Source organism: Microbacterium sp. J1-1 (assembly GCF_024498615.1).
Classification (GTDB): Bacteria; Actinomycetota; Actinomycetes; order Actinomycetales; family Microbacteriaceae; genus Microbacterium; species Microbacterium aurugineum.
The window spans coordinates 3,539,748-3,555,220 of the sequence record NZ_CP089590.1 but is presented as its reverse complement, the minus strand read 5'-3'; the positions used below and the strand labels follow the sequence as shown (position 1 = coordinate 3,555,220).

The 15,473-nt window shown below is 70.0% G+C and carries 16 protein-coding genes; 8 read left to right on the top strand and 8 right to left on the bottom strand.

The window, feature by feature from the left end:
* Positions 1-36: 36 nt before the first annotated feature.
* Entirely contained in the window at positions 37-690 is a 654-nt protein-coding gene (locus LRQ07_RS17295) for an IMPACT family protein (protein WP_256535337.1), read from the bottom strand.
* Between the two features lie 115 nt (positions 691-805).
* On the opposite strand from LRQ07_RS17295, the gene LRQ07_RS17290 reads away from it, so the two are divergent.
* From LRQ07_RS17290 to LRQ07_RS17270, 5 genes are all read left to right on the top strand, one after another.
* Complete coding sequence (locus LRQ07_RS17290) at positions 806-2,935, top strand: MMPL family transporter (protein ID WP_256535336.1); 2,130 nt, start codon at positions 806-808, stop codon at positions 2,933-2,935.
* Positions 2,901-4,208 carry a sensor histidine kinase gene (locus tag LRQ07_RS17285; protein WP_256535335.1) on the top strand — a complete coding sequence of 436 codons (1,308 nt, stop codon included), beginning with the start codon at positions 2,901-2,903 and terminating at the stop codon, positions 4,206-4,208. The genes LRQ07_RS17290 and LRQ07_RS17285 overlap by 35 nt, the downstream gene beginning before the upstream one ends.
* On the top strand, positions 4,205-4,828 hold the full coding sequence (locus LRQ07_RS17280) for a response regulator (protein WP_047524552.1): 624 nt from the start codon (positions 4,205-4,207) through the stop codon (positions 4,826-4,828). The genes LRQ07_RS17285 and LRQ07_RS17280 overlap by 4 nt, the downstream gene beginning before the upstream one ends.
* A gap of 139 nt (positions 4,829-4,967) precedes the next feature.
* A complete protein-coding gene (locus LRQ07_RS17275) occupies positions 4,968-6,440 on the top strand; it encodes an MATE family efflux transporter (protein WP_131494443.1) in 1,473 nt (490 codons plus the stop codon).
* 135 nt (positions 6,441-6,575) lie between these two features.
* On the top strand, positions 6,576-6,992 hold the full coding sequence (locus tag LRQ07_RS17270) for a hypothetical protein (protein WP_232763869.1): 417 nt from the start codon (positions 6,576-6,578) through the stop codon (positions 6,990-6,992).
* A gap of 4 nt (positions 6,993-6,996) precedes the next feature.
* On the opposite strand, the gene LRQ07_RS17265 is transcribed toward LRQ07_RS17270, so the two are convergent.
* Both LRQ07_RS17265 and LRQ07_RS17260 read right to left on the bottom strand, forming a co-directional pair.
* On the bottom strand, positions 6,997-8,706 hold the full coding sequence (locus tag LRQ07_RS17265) for an AMP-binding protein (RefSeq protein WP_256535334.1): 1,710 nt from the start codon (positions 8,704-8,706) through the stop codon (positions 6,997-6,999).
* Positions 8,707-8,885: 179 nt separating this feature from the next.
* Positions 8,886-9,353, bottom strand: a complete 468-nt coding sequence (locus tag LRQ07_RS17260) for an Lrp/AsnC family transcriptional regulator (RefSeq protein ID WP_047524371.1) — start codon at positions 9,351-9,353, stop codon at positions 8,886-8,888.
* 112 nt (positions 9,354-9,465) lie between these two features.
* Between LRQ07_RS17260 and LRQ07_RS17255 the strand changes: the two genes are divergently transcribed.
* Positions 9,466-10,680, top strand: coding sequence for a trans-sulfuration enzyme family protein (locus tag LRQ07_RS17255; protein WP_256535333.1), 1,215 nt, complete (start codon positions 9,466-9,468; stop codon positions 10,678-10,680).
* 17 nt (positions 10,681-10,697) lie between these two features.
* Here the strand turns inward: LRQ07_RS17255 and LRQ07_RS17250 are convergent, their stop codons facing one another.
* Entirely contained in the window at positions 10,698-11,171 is a 474-nt protein-coding gene (locus LRQ07_RS17250; protein ID WP_052193822.1) for an acyl-CoA thioesterase, read from the bottom strand.
* Between the two features lie 124 nt (positions 11,172-11,295).
* Between LRQ07_RS17250 and LRQ07_RS17245 the strand changes: the two genes are divergently transcribed.
* On the top strand, positions 11,296-11,910 hold the full coding sequence (locus LRQ07_RS17245) for a ClpP family protease (protein ID WP_232763872.1): 615 nt from the start codon (positions 11,296-11,298) through the stop codon (positions 11,908-11,910).
* On the top strand, positions 11,907-12,497 hold the full coding sequence (locus LRQ07_RS17240; RefSeq protein ID WP_134352502.1) for a ClpP family protease: 591 nt from the start codon (positions 11,907-11,909) through the stop codon (positions 12,495-12,497). Before LRQ07_RS17245 ends, LRQ07_RS17240 begins: the two co-directional genes overlap by 4 nt.
* A gap of 306 nt (positions 12,498-12,803) precedes the next feature.
* On the opposite strand, the gene LRQ07_RS17235 is transcribed toward LRQ07_RS17240, so the two are convergent.
* The 4 genes from LRQ07_RS17235 to LRQ07_RS17220 all read right to left on the bottom strand — a co-directional run bounded on the left by LRQ07_RS17235 (position 12,804) and on the right by LRQ07_RS17220 (position 15,306).
* Positions 12,804-13,136: a helix-turn-helix domain-containing protein gene (locus LRQ07_RS17235; RefSeq protein ID WP_256535332.1), complete on the bottom strand. Its 333-nt coding sequence runs from the start codon at positions 13,134-13,136 to the stop codon at positions 12,804-12,806.
* A 64-nt stretch (positions 13,137-13,200) separates the two neighbouring features.
* The gene (locus LRQ07_RS17230) at positions 13,201-13,674 is read right to left on the bottom strand and encodes a MarR family winged helix-turn-helix transcriptional regulator (protein ID WP_232763874.1); all 474 of its coding nucleotides are present in this window, start codon (positions 13,672-13,674) and stop codon (positions 13,201-13,203) included.
* A gap of 29 nt (positions 13,675-13,703) precedes the next feature.
* Positions 13,704-14,363, bottom strand: a complete 660-nt coding sequence (locus LRQ07_RS17225; protein ID WP_256535331.1) for a GTP cyclohydrolase II — start codon at positions 14,361-14,363, stop codon at positions 13,704-13,706.
* Positions 14,364-14,424: 61 nt separating this feature from the next.
* Positions 14,425-15,306 (bottom strand): DMT family transporter, encoded by an 882-nt coding sequence (locus LRQ07_RS17220; protein ID WP_256535330.1) that lies wholly within the window; start codon positions 15,304-15,306, stop codon positions 14,425-14,427.
* Positions 15,307-15,473 lie beyond the last annotated feature (167 nt).

Genomic DNA, 15,473 nt, shown 5'->3' with positions numbered 1-15,473 from the left:
TCCACCCGACTGGCTTCCTTCGCGATTCGAAGGGGGTCAGGCGGGCACGTCGACGATGCGCTCGACGCCGAGCACCGGGACGACAGCTCCCGCGGACGCGGCGGCCAGATCGTCGGTGAGTCGAGGGAGCTCCGTCTGCGGGGCCCACAGCTCGAGCGTGGCCGTCGCGGCATACGTCGGTTCACCGAGCGTCGCACCGTGATGAGCCGCCCACTCGCGCAGCAGGTTGTCGTAGCGACCCGCGTCGGCGTGCGGCACCTCGAGCGTCACCTGCCGCAGCGCTGCCCTGCGCACGAGGGCCGCCTGGTCGAGGGTCTCCGACACCGCGGAGGAGTATGCGCGCACGAGCCCTCCCGCCCCGAGCTTCACCCCGCCGAAGTACCGCGTCACCACGGCGACCACGTCGGTCAGGCCACGCCGACGCAGCACTTCCAGCATCGGGATCCCGGCCGTGCCCGAGGGCTCCCCGTCATCCGACGACCGGGCCTGATCGCCGAGCAGGCCGGTGACCATCGCGGTGCAGTTGTGGTTCGCGTCCCAGGCCCTCTTGCGGATCCCCGCGATCACCGCCTCCGCCTGCTCGACCGAGGTCACGGGCTCGACGTGCGTGAGGAAGCGCGACTTGCGGACGACCGTCTCGTGCGCGACCGCCGCGGCGATGGTGGCGGGATAGGTGCGGGCGGAGGTCACCCGCCTCACGATACCCAGGCCGGCATTCCGCCCGGAGCGGATCCATCGAAGGGTGGAGACCCGTCTCCGCCCCGCGCGCGATCCACGGGGGAGTCGCGGCGGCTGGACTGGATCCATGCTCCGCACCCTCCGTTCCCTCCCCCTGTGGCTCACCTCCCGTCGCGGCGCGTGGGTCTCCCTGCTGATCGCGGTGGTCGCCTTCACCGCCCTCCTCGGTGCGCTCGGACGGGCGTCGCTTCCCGCCGGCACCGACGTCGCCCCGCCCGACTCGGAATCCGCACAGGCGGCGATGCTCGCCGAACAGTTCCCCGACGCGGACGAGCACACGGTGCTGCTGGTCGCCGCCCGTGACGACGGCGGGGAGCTCCGCGACGCCGACCTCACCGCCCTCGGTGCCCTCGCGGCCGACGTCGAGGAGGAGACCGGACACGAACCGCGTGGTCCGATCGTCAGCGACGACGGCGAGGCCGCAGCGATCCAGGCGACGCTGACGCTCGACGGCGGTGATGATGCCGCCGCGGAGGCCGTGCACGCTCTGCGCGACACGGTGGCGGCGCATCCGATCGATGGGGTCGGTGTGCAGGTCACCGGTGGTCCCGCGTTCGGTGTGGACGTCGCCTCCGCGTTCGATGGCGCCGACTTCACCTTGCTGATCGTGACCCTCGGGATCGTCGCACTGCTGCTCATCGTCACCTATCGCTCACCCGTGCTCTGGATGATCCCGCTCGTCGTCGTCGCGCTGGCCGATCAGCTGGCGAACAAGGCGACCGCCGCGATCGGCGCCGGGCTCGGTCTGCAGTTCGATTCCGGCATCGTCAGCGTGCTCGTGTTCGGGGCCGGGACGAACTATGCCCTGCTGCTCATCTCGCGCTATCGCGAAGAGCTCGCCCGTGAGGCCGATCACCGCCGCGCCCTGGTCGCCGCGTGGCGGGCCACCGCTTCGGCGATCGTCGCCTCGAACGTCACCGTGGTCCTTGCGCTGTCGACGCTGGCCCTCGCCGTGATCCCGGGCACGCGGGGGCTCGGCATCGCCTCGGCCGTCGGACTCCTGATCGCGCTCGCCGCCGTGCTGCTGGTGCTCCCGCCGGCGCTCGCCGTGTGCGGTCGTCGGCTCTTCTGGCCGTTCGCGCCGCGCGTGGGCGACACCGCCGTCACCGGGCGCGTGTGGGGCGTGGTGGCACAGCGCGTGTCCCGTCGCCCGTGGGTGCCTCTGGTCGGCGGCCTCGCGCTCCTCGGTGTCCTCGCCGGCGGTCTGGCCGGGGCATCCGTCGGGCTCACCCAGGTCGAGAAGTTCCGGGTCGCGTCGGAATCCGCCGCAGGGCTGACGACGCTCGGAGATCACTTCCCCGCAGGAGAGGCGCAGCCGATGGTCGTGATCGGGGGGACGGCGGAGGCCGAGGCGCTGGCCGCGGCGATCGACGACGTGCCGGGTGTGCTGCGGGTGTCGGCCACGGGCGACAGCAGCGACGGCGCGCTCACCCGTCTGCTCGTCGTCGGGGAGCCGGCGCCGGGCACGACCGAGAGTCTCGATCTGGTGAGTGCCGTGCGGGCGGCCGCGGCGTCGGTGCCGGAGGCGGATGCCGTGGTCGGGGGGCCCGTCGCCGCGGATCTCGACGCGCGCGAGGGCAATCAGCGCGATCTGCTGCTCATCGTCCCGCTCGTGCTCGCGGTCAGCCTGCTCGTGCTCATCGTGCTGCTGCGCTCCCTGGTGGCACCCGTGCTGCTGCTCGCGGTGAACATCCTCAGCGCGGTCGCGGCGATCGGTGCGGGCACGTGGCTGAGCCGGGTCGTGTTCGGATGGGAGTCGCTCGACCTGCAGGTGCCGCTGCTGTCCTTCCTGTTCCTCGTGGCGCTCGGGATCGACTACACGATCTTCCTCGTCCATCGCGCCAGGATCGAGGCGCAGACGGTCGGGACGCGGCAGGGGATGGTGCGAGCCGTCACCGCGACGGGTGGGGTGATCACCAGCGCCGGAGTCGTGCTCGCGGCGGTGTTCGCGGCGCTCGGGTTGCTGCCCCTGGTCACGCTCGGACAGATCGGGCTCATCGTCGGGATCGGGGTGCTCGTCGACACCTTCGTCGTGCGCACCCTGGTGGTCCCTGCGATGTTCGCCCTCGTCGGCGAGCGGATGTGGTGGCCGGGGAAGGTCGGGGGTGCCGGATCCCGCTCCGATCGACACGGAGACCGCCCGCGCGGGGGAGAATACGAGGATGCCGCAGTCGCCGTCCCCGCAGACGCGGGCTGAGCGTCCCGGCCGCGTCGACCCCGCGGCAGGGATCCGCGCGCCGCGCACGTGGGCGAGCCTGGTCGGGTCGATCCGGATCGGCCAGGCCGTCATCACGGTCGTGCTGGTCGCGATCGGCGCCTGGCGTGCGGCCGCCGACGGCGTCCCGCTGCCGTGGGTGCTCGCCCTCTCACTCGTCTTCCTCGGCTGGTACGGCGGCGGCCTGCTGCTGGGCGAGCGGACCTCCGACCGTCGTCTGGCGACCGGGTGGCTGCTCGGGCTGACGCTCATCTGGCTCGGCGCGGTCGTGGTCTCTCCGGAGTTCGTGTGGCTCGCGTTCCCGCTGTGGCTGCTCGCCGGCTTCGTGATGCGCCTGCGGTGGGCGCTGCTGCTGAGCGTGGTGGTGCTCGCCGTCGTGGTCACCGCCCCGCTGCTGCACACCGGCACCACGACTTACGCGAACGTGATCGGTCCTCTCGTCGGCGGTGTCTTCGCGCTGGGGATCTCCCGCGGGTACCTCGAGCTCGTGCGTGACGGCCGGGAAAGGCGTCGACTGATCGCGTCTCTCGTCGCGACGCAGGAGGAGATGGCGGCCCTGCAGGACGAGCTCGCCCGTACCCAGCGCGAGTCGGGGGCGAGCGCGGAACGCACCCGGGTCTCTCGCGACATCCACGACACGGTCGCGCAGAGCGTGTCCTCGATCGGGATGCTGGCACGGTCGGCGCTGGAGGCGGATGATCCGGCACAGCGCACCCGCGCGCTCGAACAGATCGGTGCGCTCGCCACGGAGGGGATGGCGGACGCGCGGCGCATCGTGAACGCGCTGATGCCGGCCGAACTCGAGTCCACCGCGCTCGGCGACGCGCTCGCCCGCATGCTCGCACGACTGGCCGAAGAGACCGGGATCGAGGGCACGCTGAACGCCGACGACGACCTCCCGGCGCTCGGCATCGACGCGGAGGTCGCCCTGTTGCGGACGGCGCAGTCCGCTCTCGCGAACGTCCGGTCCCATGCCGAGGCCTCTCGCGTCGTGGTCACCCTGGCCGACGCCGGTGACGCGGTGCGGCTCGACATCGTCGATGACGGGATCGGCTTCGACGCCCGGCACTGGGACACGCAGGGCGGAATCGGCAGCCGGGGCGGGGGCTACGGGCTGCGGTCGATGCGCGCGCGGCTGCGGGAACTCGGCGGAGGGCTCGACGTGGAGAGCGCCCCGGGCGACGGCACCGCGTTGTCCGCCCATGTCCCGCTCGGTGGAACAGCGCCGGCGCAGCGGACGGAGGGCACGGCATGACCGCCGTACGCGTGCTGCTCGTCGACGACCATCCGATCGTCCGGGCCGGAGTGCGCTCGCTGTTCGACCATCGTGACGACGTCGAGGTGGTCGGGGAGTCCGCCTCCGGCGAGGAGGCCGTGGCTCTCGCGCGACACCTGCATCCGGACGTCGTGCTCTGCGATCTGCGGCTCGGTGATGGCATGGACGGTGTGCAGACGACGGCCGCGCTCCGCGGGCTGGATCCGGCGCCCGCCGTCCTCATCCTGACCACGTTCGACCGTGACGCCGAGATCCTCGGGGCGATCGAAGCCGGCGCATCCGGGTACCTGCTGAAGGATGTGGCACCCGAAGACATCGTTCGCGCGATCCGTCAGGCGGCCGCCGGAGGGCTCGTGCTCACCCCGGAACTCAGCGAAAGGGTCGTGCAGGTCATGCGCGCACCGCGGGTGCGGCTGACCGAACGTGAGCTGGCGGTGCTCCGGCTGCTCGACACGGGCGCCTCGAACCGCGAGATCGCGAAGACCCTGTTCGTGACGGAGGCCACCGTGAAGACGCACCTCGTGCACGTGTTCGAGAAGCTCGGCGCCGACAGTCGTGCCCGCGCCATCGCCATCGCCCGCGACACCGGTCTGCTCTGAGCCTTCCGGCATCTCCAGCTCTTCCTGGCCTTGCGCAAGCGTCTGCTCCCGGCGAAGTCCGCCTGACCCCGCCTTCGAATCGATTCGATATGCTGGTGTGCACCCCGATCCATCCCCCAGCTCTGCGAGCCGCTCCTTCATGGCCACCTCCCTCACCACGGGCCGTCCGTGGCGCGTCATCCTTGCCTTCTCCATCCCCCTCCTGCTCGGCAATGTGGTCCAGCAGCTCTACCAGTTCGCCGACGCGATCGTCGTCGGCAGGCACCTCGGCGTCACCTCGCTCGCCGCCGTGGGTGCAACCGGCAGCCTGCTGTTCCTGCTCCTCGGGTTCGCCTGGGGTCTGACGAGTGGATTCGCGATCCCGATCGCGCAGGCGTTCGGCGCGCGTGACGATGCCGCCGTACGCCGCTCCGTCGCGACGGGTGTGTTCCTCAGCGCCATCACCAGTGTGATCCTCACGGTCGCGGCGCCGCTGCTCGCCGGTCCCATCCTGGCGCTGCTGCAGACACCGGCCGAGCTCATGCCCGAAGCCACGACCTTCACGCAGATCAGCTTCCTGGGCGCCAGCGCGACCATGTTCTTCAACTACCTCTCGGCGATCATCCGCGCCATCGGCGACTCCAAGACGCCCCTGGTCTTCCTCACCATCGCCTGTGCGTTGAACGTCGGACTCGTCGTCCTGATGGTCGGCCCGCTCGGATGGGGTGTGGGCGGAGCCGCCCTCGCGACCGTCGTGGCGCAGGCCGTCTCGGTGGCGCTGTGTCTCGAGTTCGTGCGCCGCCGCCTGCCCATGCTGCACCTCCGCCGTGCCGACTGGCGCATCGGGCGGGACGACATCGCCGAGCACCTGCGCCTCGGCCTGCCGATGGGCTTCCAGGCCTCGATCATCGCGATCGGCACGCTCACCGTGCAGGTGGCGTTGAACACCCTCGGAGCTGATGCCGTCGCCGCGTACACGACGGGATCCCGGGTCGACAGTCTCGCGGTCGCGCTGCTCTCCTCGCTCGGCCTCGCGGTCTCGATGTACGTGGCGCAGAACCACGGCGGACGTCGGCCCGATCGCATCCGTCGTGGTGTCGTCGAAGCGACGTGGATGGCGGTCGGCGCCGGCGTGGTGCTCGGCGTGCTGCTGATCGCCTTCGGTGCGCCGATGGTGCGCCTGTTCATCGGAGAGGGATCCGACGACGTCGTCGACATGGCGCATCGGATGCTGATCATCAACGGCTGCGGCTATTGGGCGCTCGGCATGCTGTTCGTGCTGCGCGGCGCACTCCAGGGCCTCGGCCACACGCTCGTGCCCACCGTGACCGGCGTGATCGAGTTGGTGATGCGCGTCGGGGCAGCCATCGTCCTCGGAGCCTGGATCGGGTTCGACGGCGTCGCCCTGAGCAATCCGCTCGCCTGGGTGGGGGCGATCGTGCTGCTGGTGCCCGCCTACATCCGCGCGCACCGGGCGCTCGCGCATCTCCCGGTCGCGCCTGCCGAGGCGACCGAGACCTCGGCGATCGCGATCGTCGGACCGACCGACGGCTCGATGGTCGTGGACGCCGTCGTCACCCAGCCCGTGCGCGTGGTGCGCGCCCGCCGGCTGCGGTGGCCGAGTCGGCGCTGAGGGTCCGCCACGCCGCCTTCGCGCCAGCGAGATATCCGTCTGCAGGATGATGTGGATCGGACTTGAGACGGATGGCCTTTCCGGGACACACTTCTAGTGTCGAGGTAGCGGGATTTCCGCTGACGGGGGGTCGTCATGACGACAATGAGAGTGGCCAGCGATCTGGCTGCGGTGATGGTGCCGATCGGTTATGTGGGCGCGGCGATCGCCGCCGCCTGTGCGATCGTGGCGGCGGTCGCGGTGATCCGCGGGTCCGGAGGGCTCGCCGGGGGAGCCGTGGGGGTGTGGATCGTCGGTGCGCTGCTGAGCGTCACGGCGTCGTTCGCCCAGGAATGGACGCCGTTGATCCTTTCGGGAGCGGCGCTGGTCGGGATGCTGGTGATCGGCGGTGTCGTGCGGGCCATCATGACCGCGGCCGGTGCCGGACGGCCGGCGCGTGAGACGGATGAGGCATTGCCCGCAGCCGTGCCGGTGTCGAGGCCCGCGGTCGGGTCCAAAACGGCGCGCGTGGTGACGTCACCGACGACCGCGTCGATCGCGGTGGTCCCCTGAGCCGTCAGCGATAGTCGCGGTCGCGGTGCTGTCCGGCTTCGTCGCCGGCTTCCACGCGCGCGGCCTCGCGCCCACGCAGCTCGACACGACGGATCTTGCCGGAGATGGTCTTCGGCAGCTCGGGCACGAACTCGATGATCCGCACCCACAGGTGCGACGACAGGCGCTCGTGGGCGTAGGTGAAGATCGCTTGGGCGGCGTCCGTGTCGGCGACTGTGGCTCCGGGGGTAAGGCAGACATACGCTTTCGGCACGGCCAACCGTGTCGGATCCGGGCTCGGGATCACCGCCGCCTCGACCACGAGGTCGTGTTCGAGCAGCACCGACTCGAGCTCGAACGGCGAGATCTTGTAGTCCGAGGCCTTGAACACGTCGTCGGAGCGCCCGACGTAGGTGAGGTATCCGTCGGCATCGCGCACCGCGATGTCACCGGTGTGGTGGTAGCCGCCGGCGCGTGACTGCGCCGTCTTCTCCGGGTCGTCGAAGTAGCCCGCCATCAACCCGAGCGGCGGGTTCGTCAGATCAAGTGCGATCTCCCCTTCGTGCTCGACGACGGCCCCGGTGACCGGGTCGAGCAGGACGACGGGGTAGCCGGGGAGGGGACGCCCCATGGATCCGACCTTCACGGTCTGACCCGGAGAATTCCCGATGCACGCCGTCATCTCGGTCTGCCCGAACCCGTCGCGGATCGTGCCGCCCCACGCATCGCGCACCCGGTCGATGACCTCGGGATTCAACGGTTCACCCGCACCGACCAGCTCGCGCGGAGGGTGGGTGAGACGCGAGAGATCGGCCTGGATCAGCATCCGCCAGACGGTGGGCGGTGCACAGAACGTCGAGACGTGGTGAGTCTCCATGACCTGCATGAGGGTGTTCGCGTCGAAGCGCGCGTAGTTGTAGACGAACACGGTCGCCTCGGCGAGGAACGGCGAGTAGAAGCTCGACCAGGCGTGCTTCGCCCAACCGGGCGACGAGATGTTGAGGTGCACGTCGTCGGGGCGCACCCCGAGCCACCACATGGTCGACAGGTGTCCGACCGGGTACGAGACGTGGGTGTGCTGCACGAGCTTCGGGCGGTTCGTGGTGCCCGAGGTGAAGTAGAGCAGAGCGGTGTCGGACGCGGGGGTGGGTCCGACCGGCTCGAAGGTGGCGGGGGCGTCGGCCGAGTCGTCGAAGCGCTCCCACCCCCCGGGGATGCCGTCGCCCACACCGATGCGCATGATGCCGGGGTCGAGGGTCAGGAGCCGGTCGCCGAGGGTTCCGAGGGTGATGACGGCGCGGGCGCGGCCGTGGTCGACGCGGTACTCGAGGTCCGATGCCGACAGGAGCGTGGACGTGGGGATCGACACCGCGCCGATCTTCGTGATCGCCAGCATCACCTCCCACAGCTCGATCGTGTTGTTCAGCATCACGATCACGTGGTCGCCCCGGCGGAGGCCGAGGCCGGTGAGCCAGGCGGCGACCTGGTCGGATCGCGTCGAGAGCTCGCCGTAGGTCCAGGTGCGCAGGCTCAGGTCGGCTTCGACGATCTGCACCGCGGGGCGATCCGGCTTCTCGGCGGCGACCACGTCGAACCATTCGAGGGCGAAGTTGAACTCGTCGACCTCGGGCCAGGCGAACCCTGCTCGCGCGGCCGCGTAGTCCGTCGCATGGGCGAAGAGGAAGTCCCGCATCTCGCGGATGCTCTGCGTGGCGGCGGTCGCGCTGCGGCTCATGGTGCTCCCTTGCTCGCGTGTTCCATCTTGTCGCGCGTTCCATCTTGACGCGCGTTCCATCTTGTCGCGTGCGAGTGCAGAAACGCGCCTGACAGCCCCGTCTCCGGCGCACTTTTGATCCCGCAACCGGCGGGGGACGGGACGGGGGACGGGACGGGGGGGACGGGACGGGAGGGGGGTCAGCGGGGGAGGGGGCCGGGGCCGTCGCGCAGTTCGAACACGAGTTGGGTCTCGGTGCCGCGCACGACGGGATGGACGGTGATGTGCTCGAGGACGATGTCGCGGAGCGCCGTCGCGTCCTCCACAGCCACATGCACGAGGAAGTCGTCGACGCCGGCGACGTGGAACACCTGCAGCACACGCGGGACGCCGGCGAGCGCATCGAACAACGCCGTCACCTTGTCGCCCGTGTGATTCGCGAGCCGCACCTTGATGATCGCCTGCAGCGGGAAGCCCAGGGCTGCGCCATCCACACGGATGCGGGTGTCGCGGATCACCCCGCGCTCGCGCAGGGAGCGCACGCGATGCGCGCAGGTCGACTCGGCGAGACGCAGGCGGTGCGCCAGGGCTTTGTTCGTGATCTCGGCGTCGCGGGTGAGGACCGCGAGCAGTTCGAGGTCGGTCTCATCGAGTTGTGCTTTCGCCAACCTTCGGCTCCTTCGTCGGACGGATCCTGCACAGAATAGCGAAACAGCCTCGATTCACGGTGGATCCTGTCGACTTCCTGCAAAAGCGCCGCGATTCCGGCAACGTGGAGGCATGACTGCACCGTTGCATCCCGACACCGTCGCCGTTCACAGCGGCCGTTCCGACCTCGAGGGTCTCGGGGTGCACGCGTTGCCGATCGACCTGTCGACGACCAATCCGCTCCCCGACATCGAGCGCGGGGGCGACTCGTACGAGGCCATGGCCACAGGTGGTCGCCCGCCGGCGGACGGCAGCATGGTCTACGCCCGGCTCTGGAACCCCACGGCCGCCCGGTTCGAGGACGCTCTGGCCGAACTCGAGCATGCAGAGGCCTCGGTCGCGTTCGCCTCGGGGATGGCGGCGATGACAGCGGTGATCCTCGCGCACACCGGCGCGACGGGCGCACGCCACGTGGTCGCGGTGCGTCCGCTCTACGGCGGCACCGATCACCTGCTCGGCTCCGGACTGCTCGGCGTCGAGACCACGTACTGCCATCCCGACGAGGTCGCCGCCGCCGTGCGTCCGGACACCGGCCTCGTCGTCGTCGAGACCCCGGCGAACCCGACCCTCGACATCGCCGACATCGCCGATGTGGTGCGCCAGGCCGGGTCGGTGCCGGTCGTGGTCGACAACACGTTCGCGACCCCGGTGCTGCAGAACCCGATCGATCTGGGCGCCGCGATGTCGCTGCACAGCGCCACCAAATACCTCGGCGGCCACGGCGATGTCATCGCCGGTGTCGTCGCCTGCAGCGAAGAGACCGCGGAGGCGCTGCGCCGCGTGCGGGCGGTGACCGGGGGGCTCCTGCATCCGCTCGGGGCGTACCTGCTGCACCGCGGCCTCACGACCCTGCCGGTGCGGGTGCGGCACCAGCAGGGGAGTGCGCAGCGGGTCGTGCAGTGGCTGATCGACCGGCCGGAGGTCGCCGAGGTCTTCTATCCCGGGCTCGACGGCGATCCGCGCGGCATCCTGGAACGGCAGATGCGCGGCACGGGGGCGATGATCGCGATCCGGATGCGCGGCGGATTCGCTGCCGCCTCCGCCGTGACGACGGCGACGAGGTTGTTCACCCATGCCGTCTCGCTCGGCGGCGTGGACTCGCTGATCCAGCACCCGGCGGCGCTCACCCACCGGCCCGTGCCGCCCGAGGCCCGCCCGGCCGCCGATGTGCTGCGGCTGTCGATCGGGTTGGAGGACGTCGATGACCTGATCGCGGATCTCGCGCAGGCCTTCACGGTCGCCGATTCCTCCCGCAACGGCGCGCCGGCAGAGGCCGTTCCCGCGTAGCCGCAGGGGGATCCGCGTCAGAGCGAGGGCAGTCGGATCGTCCCGGTCGCGATGCGCTCGGTCGGCATCCGATCGCGATCGTAGGTGATCTCGTGGTAGCCGTGCGGGGTGGGCACCCCGTCGTCGTCCAGGCTCACGAACACGATCTTCTCGATCGTCAGGATGCGCTTGCGGGTGATCATGTTGCGGGCCACCGCGCGCATCGTCAATGAGGTCGTGCCGAAGTGTGTGGCCTGCAGGCCGATCTCGATCAGATCCCCCTGCACCGCGGAGGCTTCGAAGTTGATCTCCGAGATGTGCTTGGTGACGGCGCGGTAGTTGCCGAGCTGGACGATCGCGTAGATCGCCGCCTCCTCATCGATCCACTTCAGCAGGCTCCCGCCGAACAGGGAGCCGTTCGCATTGAGGTCTTCCGGGCGCACCCACTTGCGGGTGCGGAAGTTGAGTCCGTCTTCCGACCACTGCCAGGCCGGTGCCTTCTGCTTCGCCATGAGCTCGAGGGTAGGGGTGCCGTGAGTCGGCGATGTTACGGCGCGTTTTCGACATCTGCTCAGGGCAGAGCCGCCCACGGCAGAATCCCGCCGGACGCGGCACGCGAGAGCGGAAGCTGGGGGCATGAGCGAAGACAACCCCATCCCGCACTTCGGCCCCGAGGCCCGGCGTGCGCTGTTCCACGAGCGGGTGCTCGTGCTCGACGGCGCGCTCGACGACGACAACGGCACCCTGCTGATGACGCAGCTGCTCGCACTGTCGTCCGAGGACCCCGTCGCCGACATCGCCCTCTGGATCCACTCGCCCGGCGGCTCCGTGCCGTCCATGCTCGCGATCCGCGACCTCATGCAACTCGTCCCGAACGACGTCGCGACCCTGGCCCTGGGCCTTGCCTGCAGTGCGGGGCAGTTCCTGCTCTCCGCGGGCACGCCGGGCAAGCGACGCGCCCTCCCGCACGCGCGCATCCTGATGCATCAGGGGTCCGCGGGGATCGGCGGGTCCGCCGGCGAGCTCGAGACGCAGGCCGACGATCTGCGCCACATGCGTGACACCGTGCTCGGACTCATCTCCGCCGACACGGGGCAGCCCCTCGAGCGCATCTTCGAGGATTCGCTCCACGACCGCTGGTACACCGCGACCCAGGCGCAGGAGTACGGGTTCATCGACGGGATCGTGGCTTCGATCGCCGAGGTGATGCCGCGACGACGCCCGCGGGTCGGACTGGGGGCGGACGCATGAGCAGCTACACGATCCCGAACGTGATCGCGCAGCATCCCCGGGGGGAGCGGGTCATGGACGTGTACTCGCACCTCCTCGCCGAGCGCGTCATCTATCTCGGCACCGGCATCGATGCGGGCGTCGCCAACGCGCTGATCGCCCAACTGCTGCACCTCGACGCCGACAGCCCGGAGTCCGGCATCCAGTTCTACATCAACAGCGAGGGCGGCGACCCCGGAGCGGCGCTGGCGATCTACGACACCATGCGGCACATCCGCCCGCGCATCGCCACGACGTGTGTCGGACAGGCGATCGGACCCGCAGCGCTGCTCGTCGCCGCGGGTGAATCTGGGGAGCGAGCCGCCCTCGCGCACGCGCGCATCGTGCTGCATCAGCCCGCGGGACAGTCCCGAGGTGCGATCCCCGACCTGATCCTCGCGGCGGACGAGGTGGTGCGGGTGCGCTCCGACATGGAAGAGATCCTCGCCGAGCACACGGGTCGCACGGTTCCGGAGCTGCGCGCCGACACCGACCGAGACCGGGTCTTCACCGCCTCCGCCGCCCGGGACTACGGCCTGATCGACACCGTGCTGGGCGCGCGCACCTGACGACCCCCTCGGACGGATGCATGACTCGCGGACGGATGCATGACTCGCGGACGGATGCATGACTCGCGGACGGATGCACGACTCGCGGACGGATGCATGACTCGGGGACGGATGCATGACTCGCGGACGGATGACGGACGGATGATGACAGACGGATGCATGACTCGGGGACGGATGCATGAGTGGCGCGGTGCTCGTGGTCATGCATCCGTCCGCGGCTCATGCAGGTGAAGCACGCTGCCGGGCAGGTGAGCACGCCGCAGGGCAGGTGAGCACGCTGCCGGACGGATGGCTGACGCGCGCGGCTCAGGCGGCGAGAGCGAAGGCGCCGCGCGGGACCGTGGTGGTCGCGCGGAGTTCCTCGGCGACGGCGCTCGTGAGCTCGATCAGGCTCGTGTCCAGAGCCCCCGCGATGGCGGCGATCATCTCGCTCGACGGCTCCTTCAACCCGCGCTCGACCTCGGAGAGGTATTGCGGCGAGAGGCCGGCCTTCTCCGCGGTGACGGTGAGCGTCTCGTCGCGGTCGTGTCGACGTCGGCGCAGCTGGTCGCCCAGGAGGTGTCGCCACAGGGGCTCGGGTCCGTGGGGCTGTGGACGGTCGGAACGAGGAGTGCGCGGGAACGGGACGATGTCGGCCATGCCTCACGATAAACCGGTGTCTGTGGAGGCTTCGAGCGGTTCTGCTCAGAGCAGAACCGGACCTTTACAGGGCTGCGGTGACTCCCGGCAGCAACTTGCCGAGGATCGACCCGAGCTGGTCGCGCTCCTCGGGGGTGAGCGGATCCAGCACCAGTTCGCGCACCTGCTCGACGTGCACCGGAGCCGCCGTGCGCAGCATCTCCCGACCCGCAGGGGTGAGAGCGGCCGACAGGGTTCGCTTGTCGGTGCTGCAGGACGTGCGCTCGACCCAGCCACGCTCCTCGAGCGAGTCGAGGGCATGGCTCAGGCGTGAGCGGCTGAGCCCCGCGATGCGTGCCAGTTCGGTCATCGTGACGATGCCGTCCCCCTGCCCGGCGAGTGTGACGAGGATGGCGTAGCGGGCGTGGTTGAGGCCGACCTCCTCCTTGAGGGTGCGGTCGAGCACCTGCGGGAGGAGCTGGACGAACCGGATGACGGGGAGCCAGGTGTCCATCTCGGTGTCGTCGAGTCGCCGCGGATGCTGCTGCTCCGCCGTCATGGTGTCCTCCTCGGGTGTCACGCCGGGTGTCACGCCGCCGACAGGTCGAGCGTGTGCGCCGTGTGGTCCCTCTTGGCCTGCAGGTAGCGCGAGTTGGACTCCGACAGGTGCACCTCGGTGCGCACCCGCTCGGTCACGCGGATGCCGAGCGCTTCAAGCTGCACGGCCTTGTCGGGGTTGTTGCTGAGCAGGCGGATGCCGTCGACGCCGATCGCGTTCAGCATCTGGGCGGCCACGGTGTAGTCGCGCTCGTCCTCGCCGTGTCCCAGGGCGACGTTCGCCTCGTAGGTGTCCAGCCCCGCGTCCTGCAGGGCGTAGGCGTCGAGCTTGGCGTAGAGACCGATGCCCCGACCTTCCTGTCGCAGGTAGAGCAGGAAGCCGCCGTCCTCCGCGATCCGCTCCACGGCTTCGCGCAGCTGCGGGCCGCAGTCGCAGCGCTCCGAGCCGAAGACGTCGCCGGTCAGGCACTCGCTGTGCGGGCGCACGAGCGGGGCTTCCCCGCCTTCGGTCGCGCGTTCGAGCGCTGCACGCCAATCGCCGAGTCCGAGCAGCAGGTGCTCGCGGCCGTCGACGAGCCCGTCGAAGGTGACGACGTCGGCGGTCGTGGAGAAGCCGTCGCCGAAGCGCAGCGGCACCCGGACGCGCGTGCGTTCCGTGGCGACCGGAGCGACGGTTGAAGTTTCAATCATGCCGGGTGCAACGCGCAGTCCAGCGGAGTATTCCCCGACCCTCGGATGTCTTCCTGTTTGTCTACCTGTCAGACGGGCGTTCCGCCGGAGTGCGCCGCACGAGCTTCAGCTCGCTCGCGAGGATCCCGAGCACAACGAGTGCCCCGCCGATGAGTGCAGTCGCGGGTAGGCGCTCCCCGGCGATGCGTCCGATGACGCCGGCCCACACCGGCTCACCCGCGTAGATGATGGTCGCGCGCGTGGGGGAGACCGACTTCTGCGCCCAGTTCATCGTCAGCTGGATGAGACAGCTCGCCGCTCCGAGGCCGACCGCGCAGCCGACCCAGATCCACGAGAACTCCGGCACGCTCTCACCCACCACGGGCATCGTGAGCAGCCCCAGGACGCCGGCCGTCAGCAGTTGGATCACCGTGATGCGGCCGAGATCGACCTTTCCCGCAAAGAGGCTGATCAGGATGATCTCGGCGGCGATCGGCAGCGTGCTGATCATGGTCACGATCTCACCGGTGCCGAGGGTGAGCGCGAAGGCGTCGGGCCCGGCGATGAACAGCAGTCCCACGAACGCCAGCCCCGCGCCGACGAAGGCCAGGACCGGAGGACGCGTGCGGAACACGGCCCACTGCGCGAGCGGGACCAGGGGCACGTACATCGCGGTGATGAAGGCGGAGGTGCTGCTGTCGATCGTCTGCAGCCCCTGCGTCTGCAAGCCGTAGCCGAGGTAGATCATCACCCCGATCGCCACGCCCGCGCCGACGTCGCGCCACCGGATCCCGCGCAGCACCCGGCGGAAGATCACGACGCTGATCAAACCCGCGATCAGGAAGCGGATGGCCACGAAGAACCAGGGTCCGGAATGGTCCATCGCCCAGTGCACGAGCAGGAAGGTGCCACCCCAGACCGCGGTGATCGCGAGGAGCGCGGCCTCCTCCGGGCGGAATCGCATCCAGCGAAGTCGAGAGGGCATCGTGGGCCCTTTCTCGACGTTGCCGGATCGAGCCTAGTGGCCGGAATCCTCTTTCGAATCGCGCAAATGGTCCGATTCCGGCGCCGGATGCGGCCATTCACGCGATTCGAAGGTGAGGACGGGGTGACCCGGGGATTCGGTAGCCT

Bases quoted from the DNA above. Each gene is read 5' to 3' on its own strand.
- LRQ07_RS17290 (WP_256535336.1), top strand. From the start codon at position 806: ATGCTCCGCACCCTCCGTTCCCTCCCCCTGTGGCTCACCTCCCGTCGC.
- LRQ07_RS17285 (WP_256535335.1), top strand. From the start codon at position 2,901: ATGCCGCAGTCGCCGTCCCCGCAGACGCGGGCTGAGCGTCCCGGCCGC.
- LRQ07_RS17280 (WP_047524552.1), top strand. From the start codon at position 4,205: ATGACCGCCGTACGCGTGCTGCTCGTCGACGACCATCCGATCGTCCGG.
- LRQ07_RS17275 (WP_131494443.1), top strand. From the start codon at position 4,968: ATGGCCACCTCCCTCACCACGGGCCGTCCGTGGCGCGTCATCCTTGCC.
- LRQ07_RS17270 (WP_232763869.1), top strand. From the start codon at position 6,576: ATGACGACAATGAGAGTGGCCAGCGATCTGGCTGCGGTGATGGTGCCG.
- LRQ07_RS17265 (WP_256535334.1), bottom strand. From the start codon at position 8,706: ATGAGCCGCAGCGCGACCGCCGCCACGCAGAGCATCCGCGAGATGCGG.
- LRQ07_RS17255 (WP_256535333.1), top strand. From the start codon at position 9,466: ATGACTGCACCGTTGCATCCCGACACCGTCGCCGTTCACAGCGGCCGT.
- LRQ07_RS17250 (WP_052193822.1), bottom strand. From the start codon at position 11,171: ATGGCGAAGCAGAAGGCACCGGCCTGGCAGTGGTCGGAAGACGGACTC.
- LRQ07_RS17245 (WP_232763872.1), top strand. From the start codon at position 11,296: ATGAGCGAAGACAACCCCATCCCGCACTTCGGCCCCGAGGCCCGGCGT.
- LRQ07_RS17240 (WP_134352502.1), top strand. From the start codon at position 11,907: ATGAGCAGCTACACGATCCCGAACGTGATCGCGCAGCATCCCCGGGGG.
- LRQ07_RS17235 (WP_256535332.1), bottom strand. From the start codon at position 13,136: ATGGCCGACATCGTCCCGTTCCCGCGCACTCCTCGTTCCGACCGTCCA.
- LRQ07_RS17230 (WP_232763874.1), bottom strand. From the start codon at position 13,674: ATGACGGCGGAGCAGCAGCATCCGCGGCGACTCGACGACACCGAGATG.
- LRQ07_RS17225 (WP_256535331.1), bottom strand. From the start codon at position 14,363: ATGATTGAAACTTCAACCGTCGCTCCGGTCGCCACGGAACGCACGCGC.
- LRQ07_RS17220 (WP_256535330.1), bottom strand. From the start codon at position 15,306: ATGCGATTCCGCCCGGAGGAGGCCGCGCTCCTCGCGATCACCGCGGTC.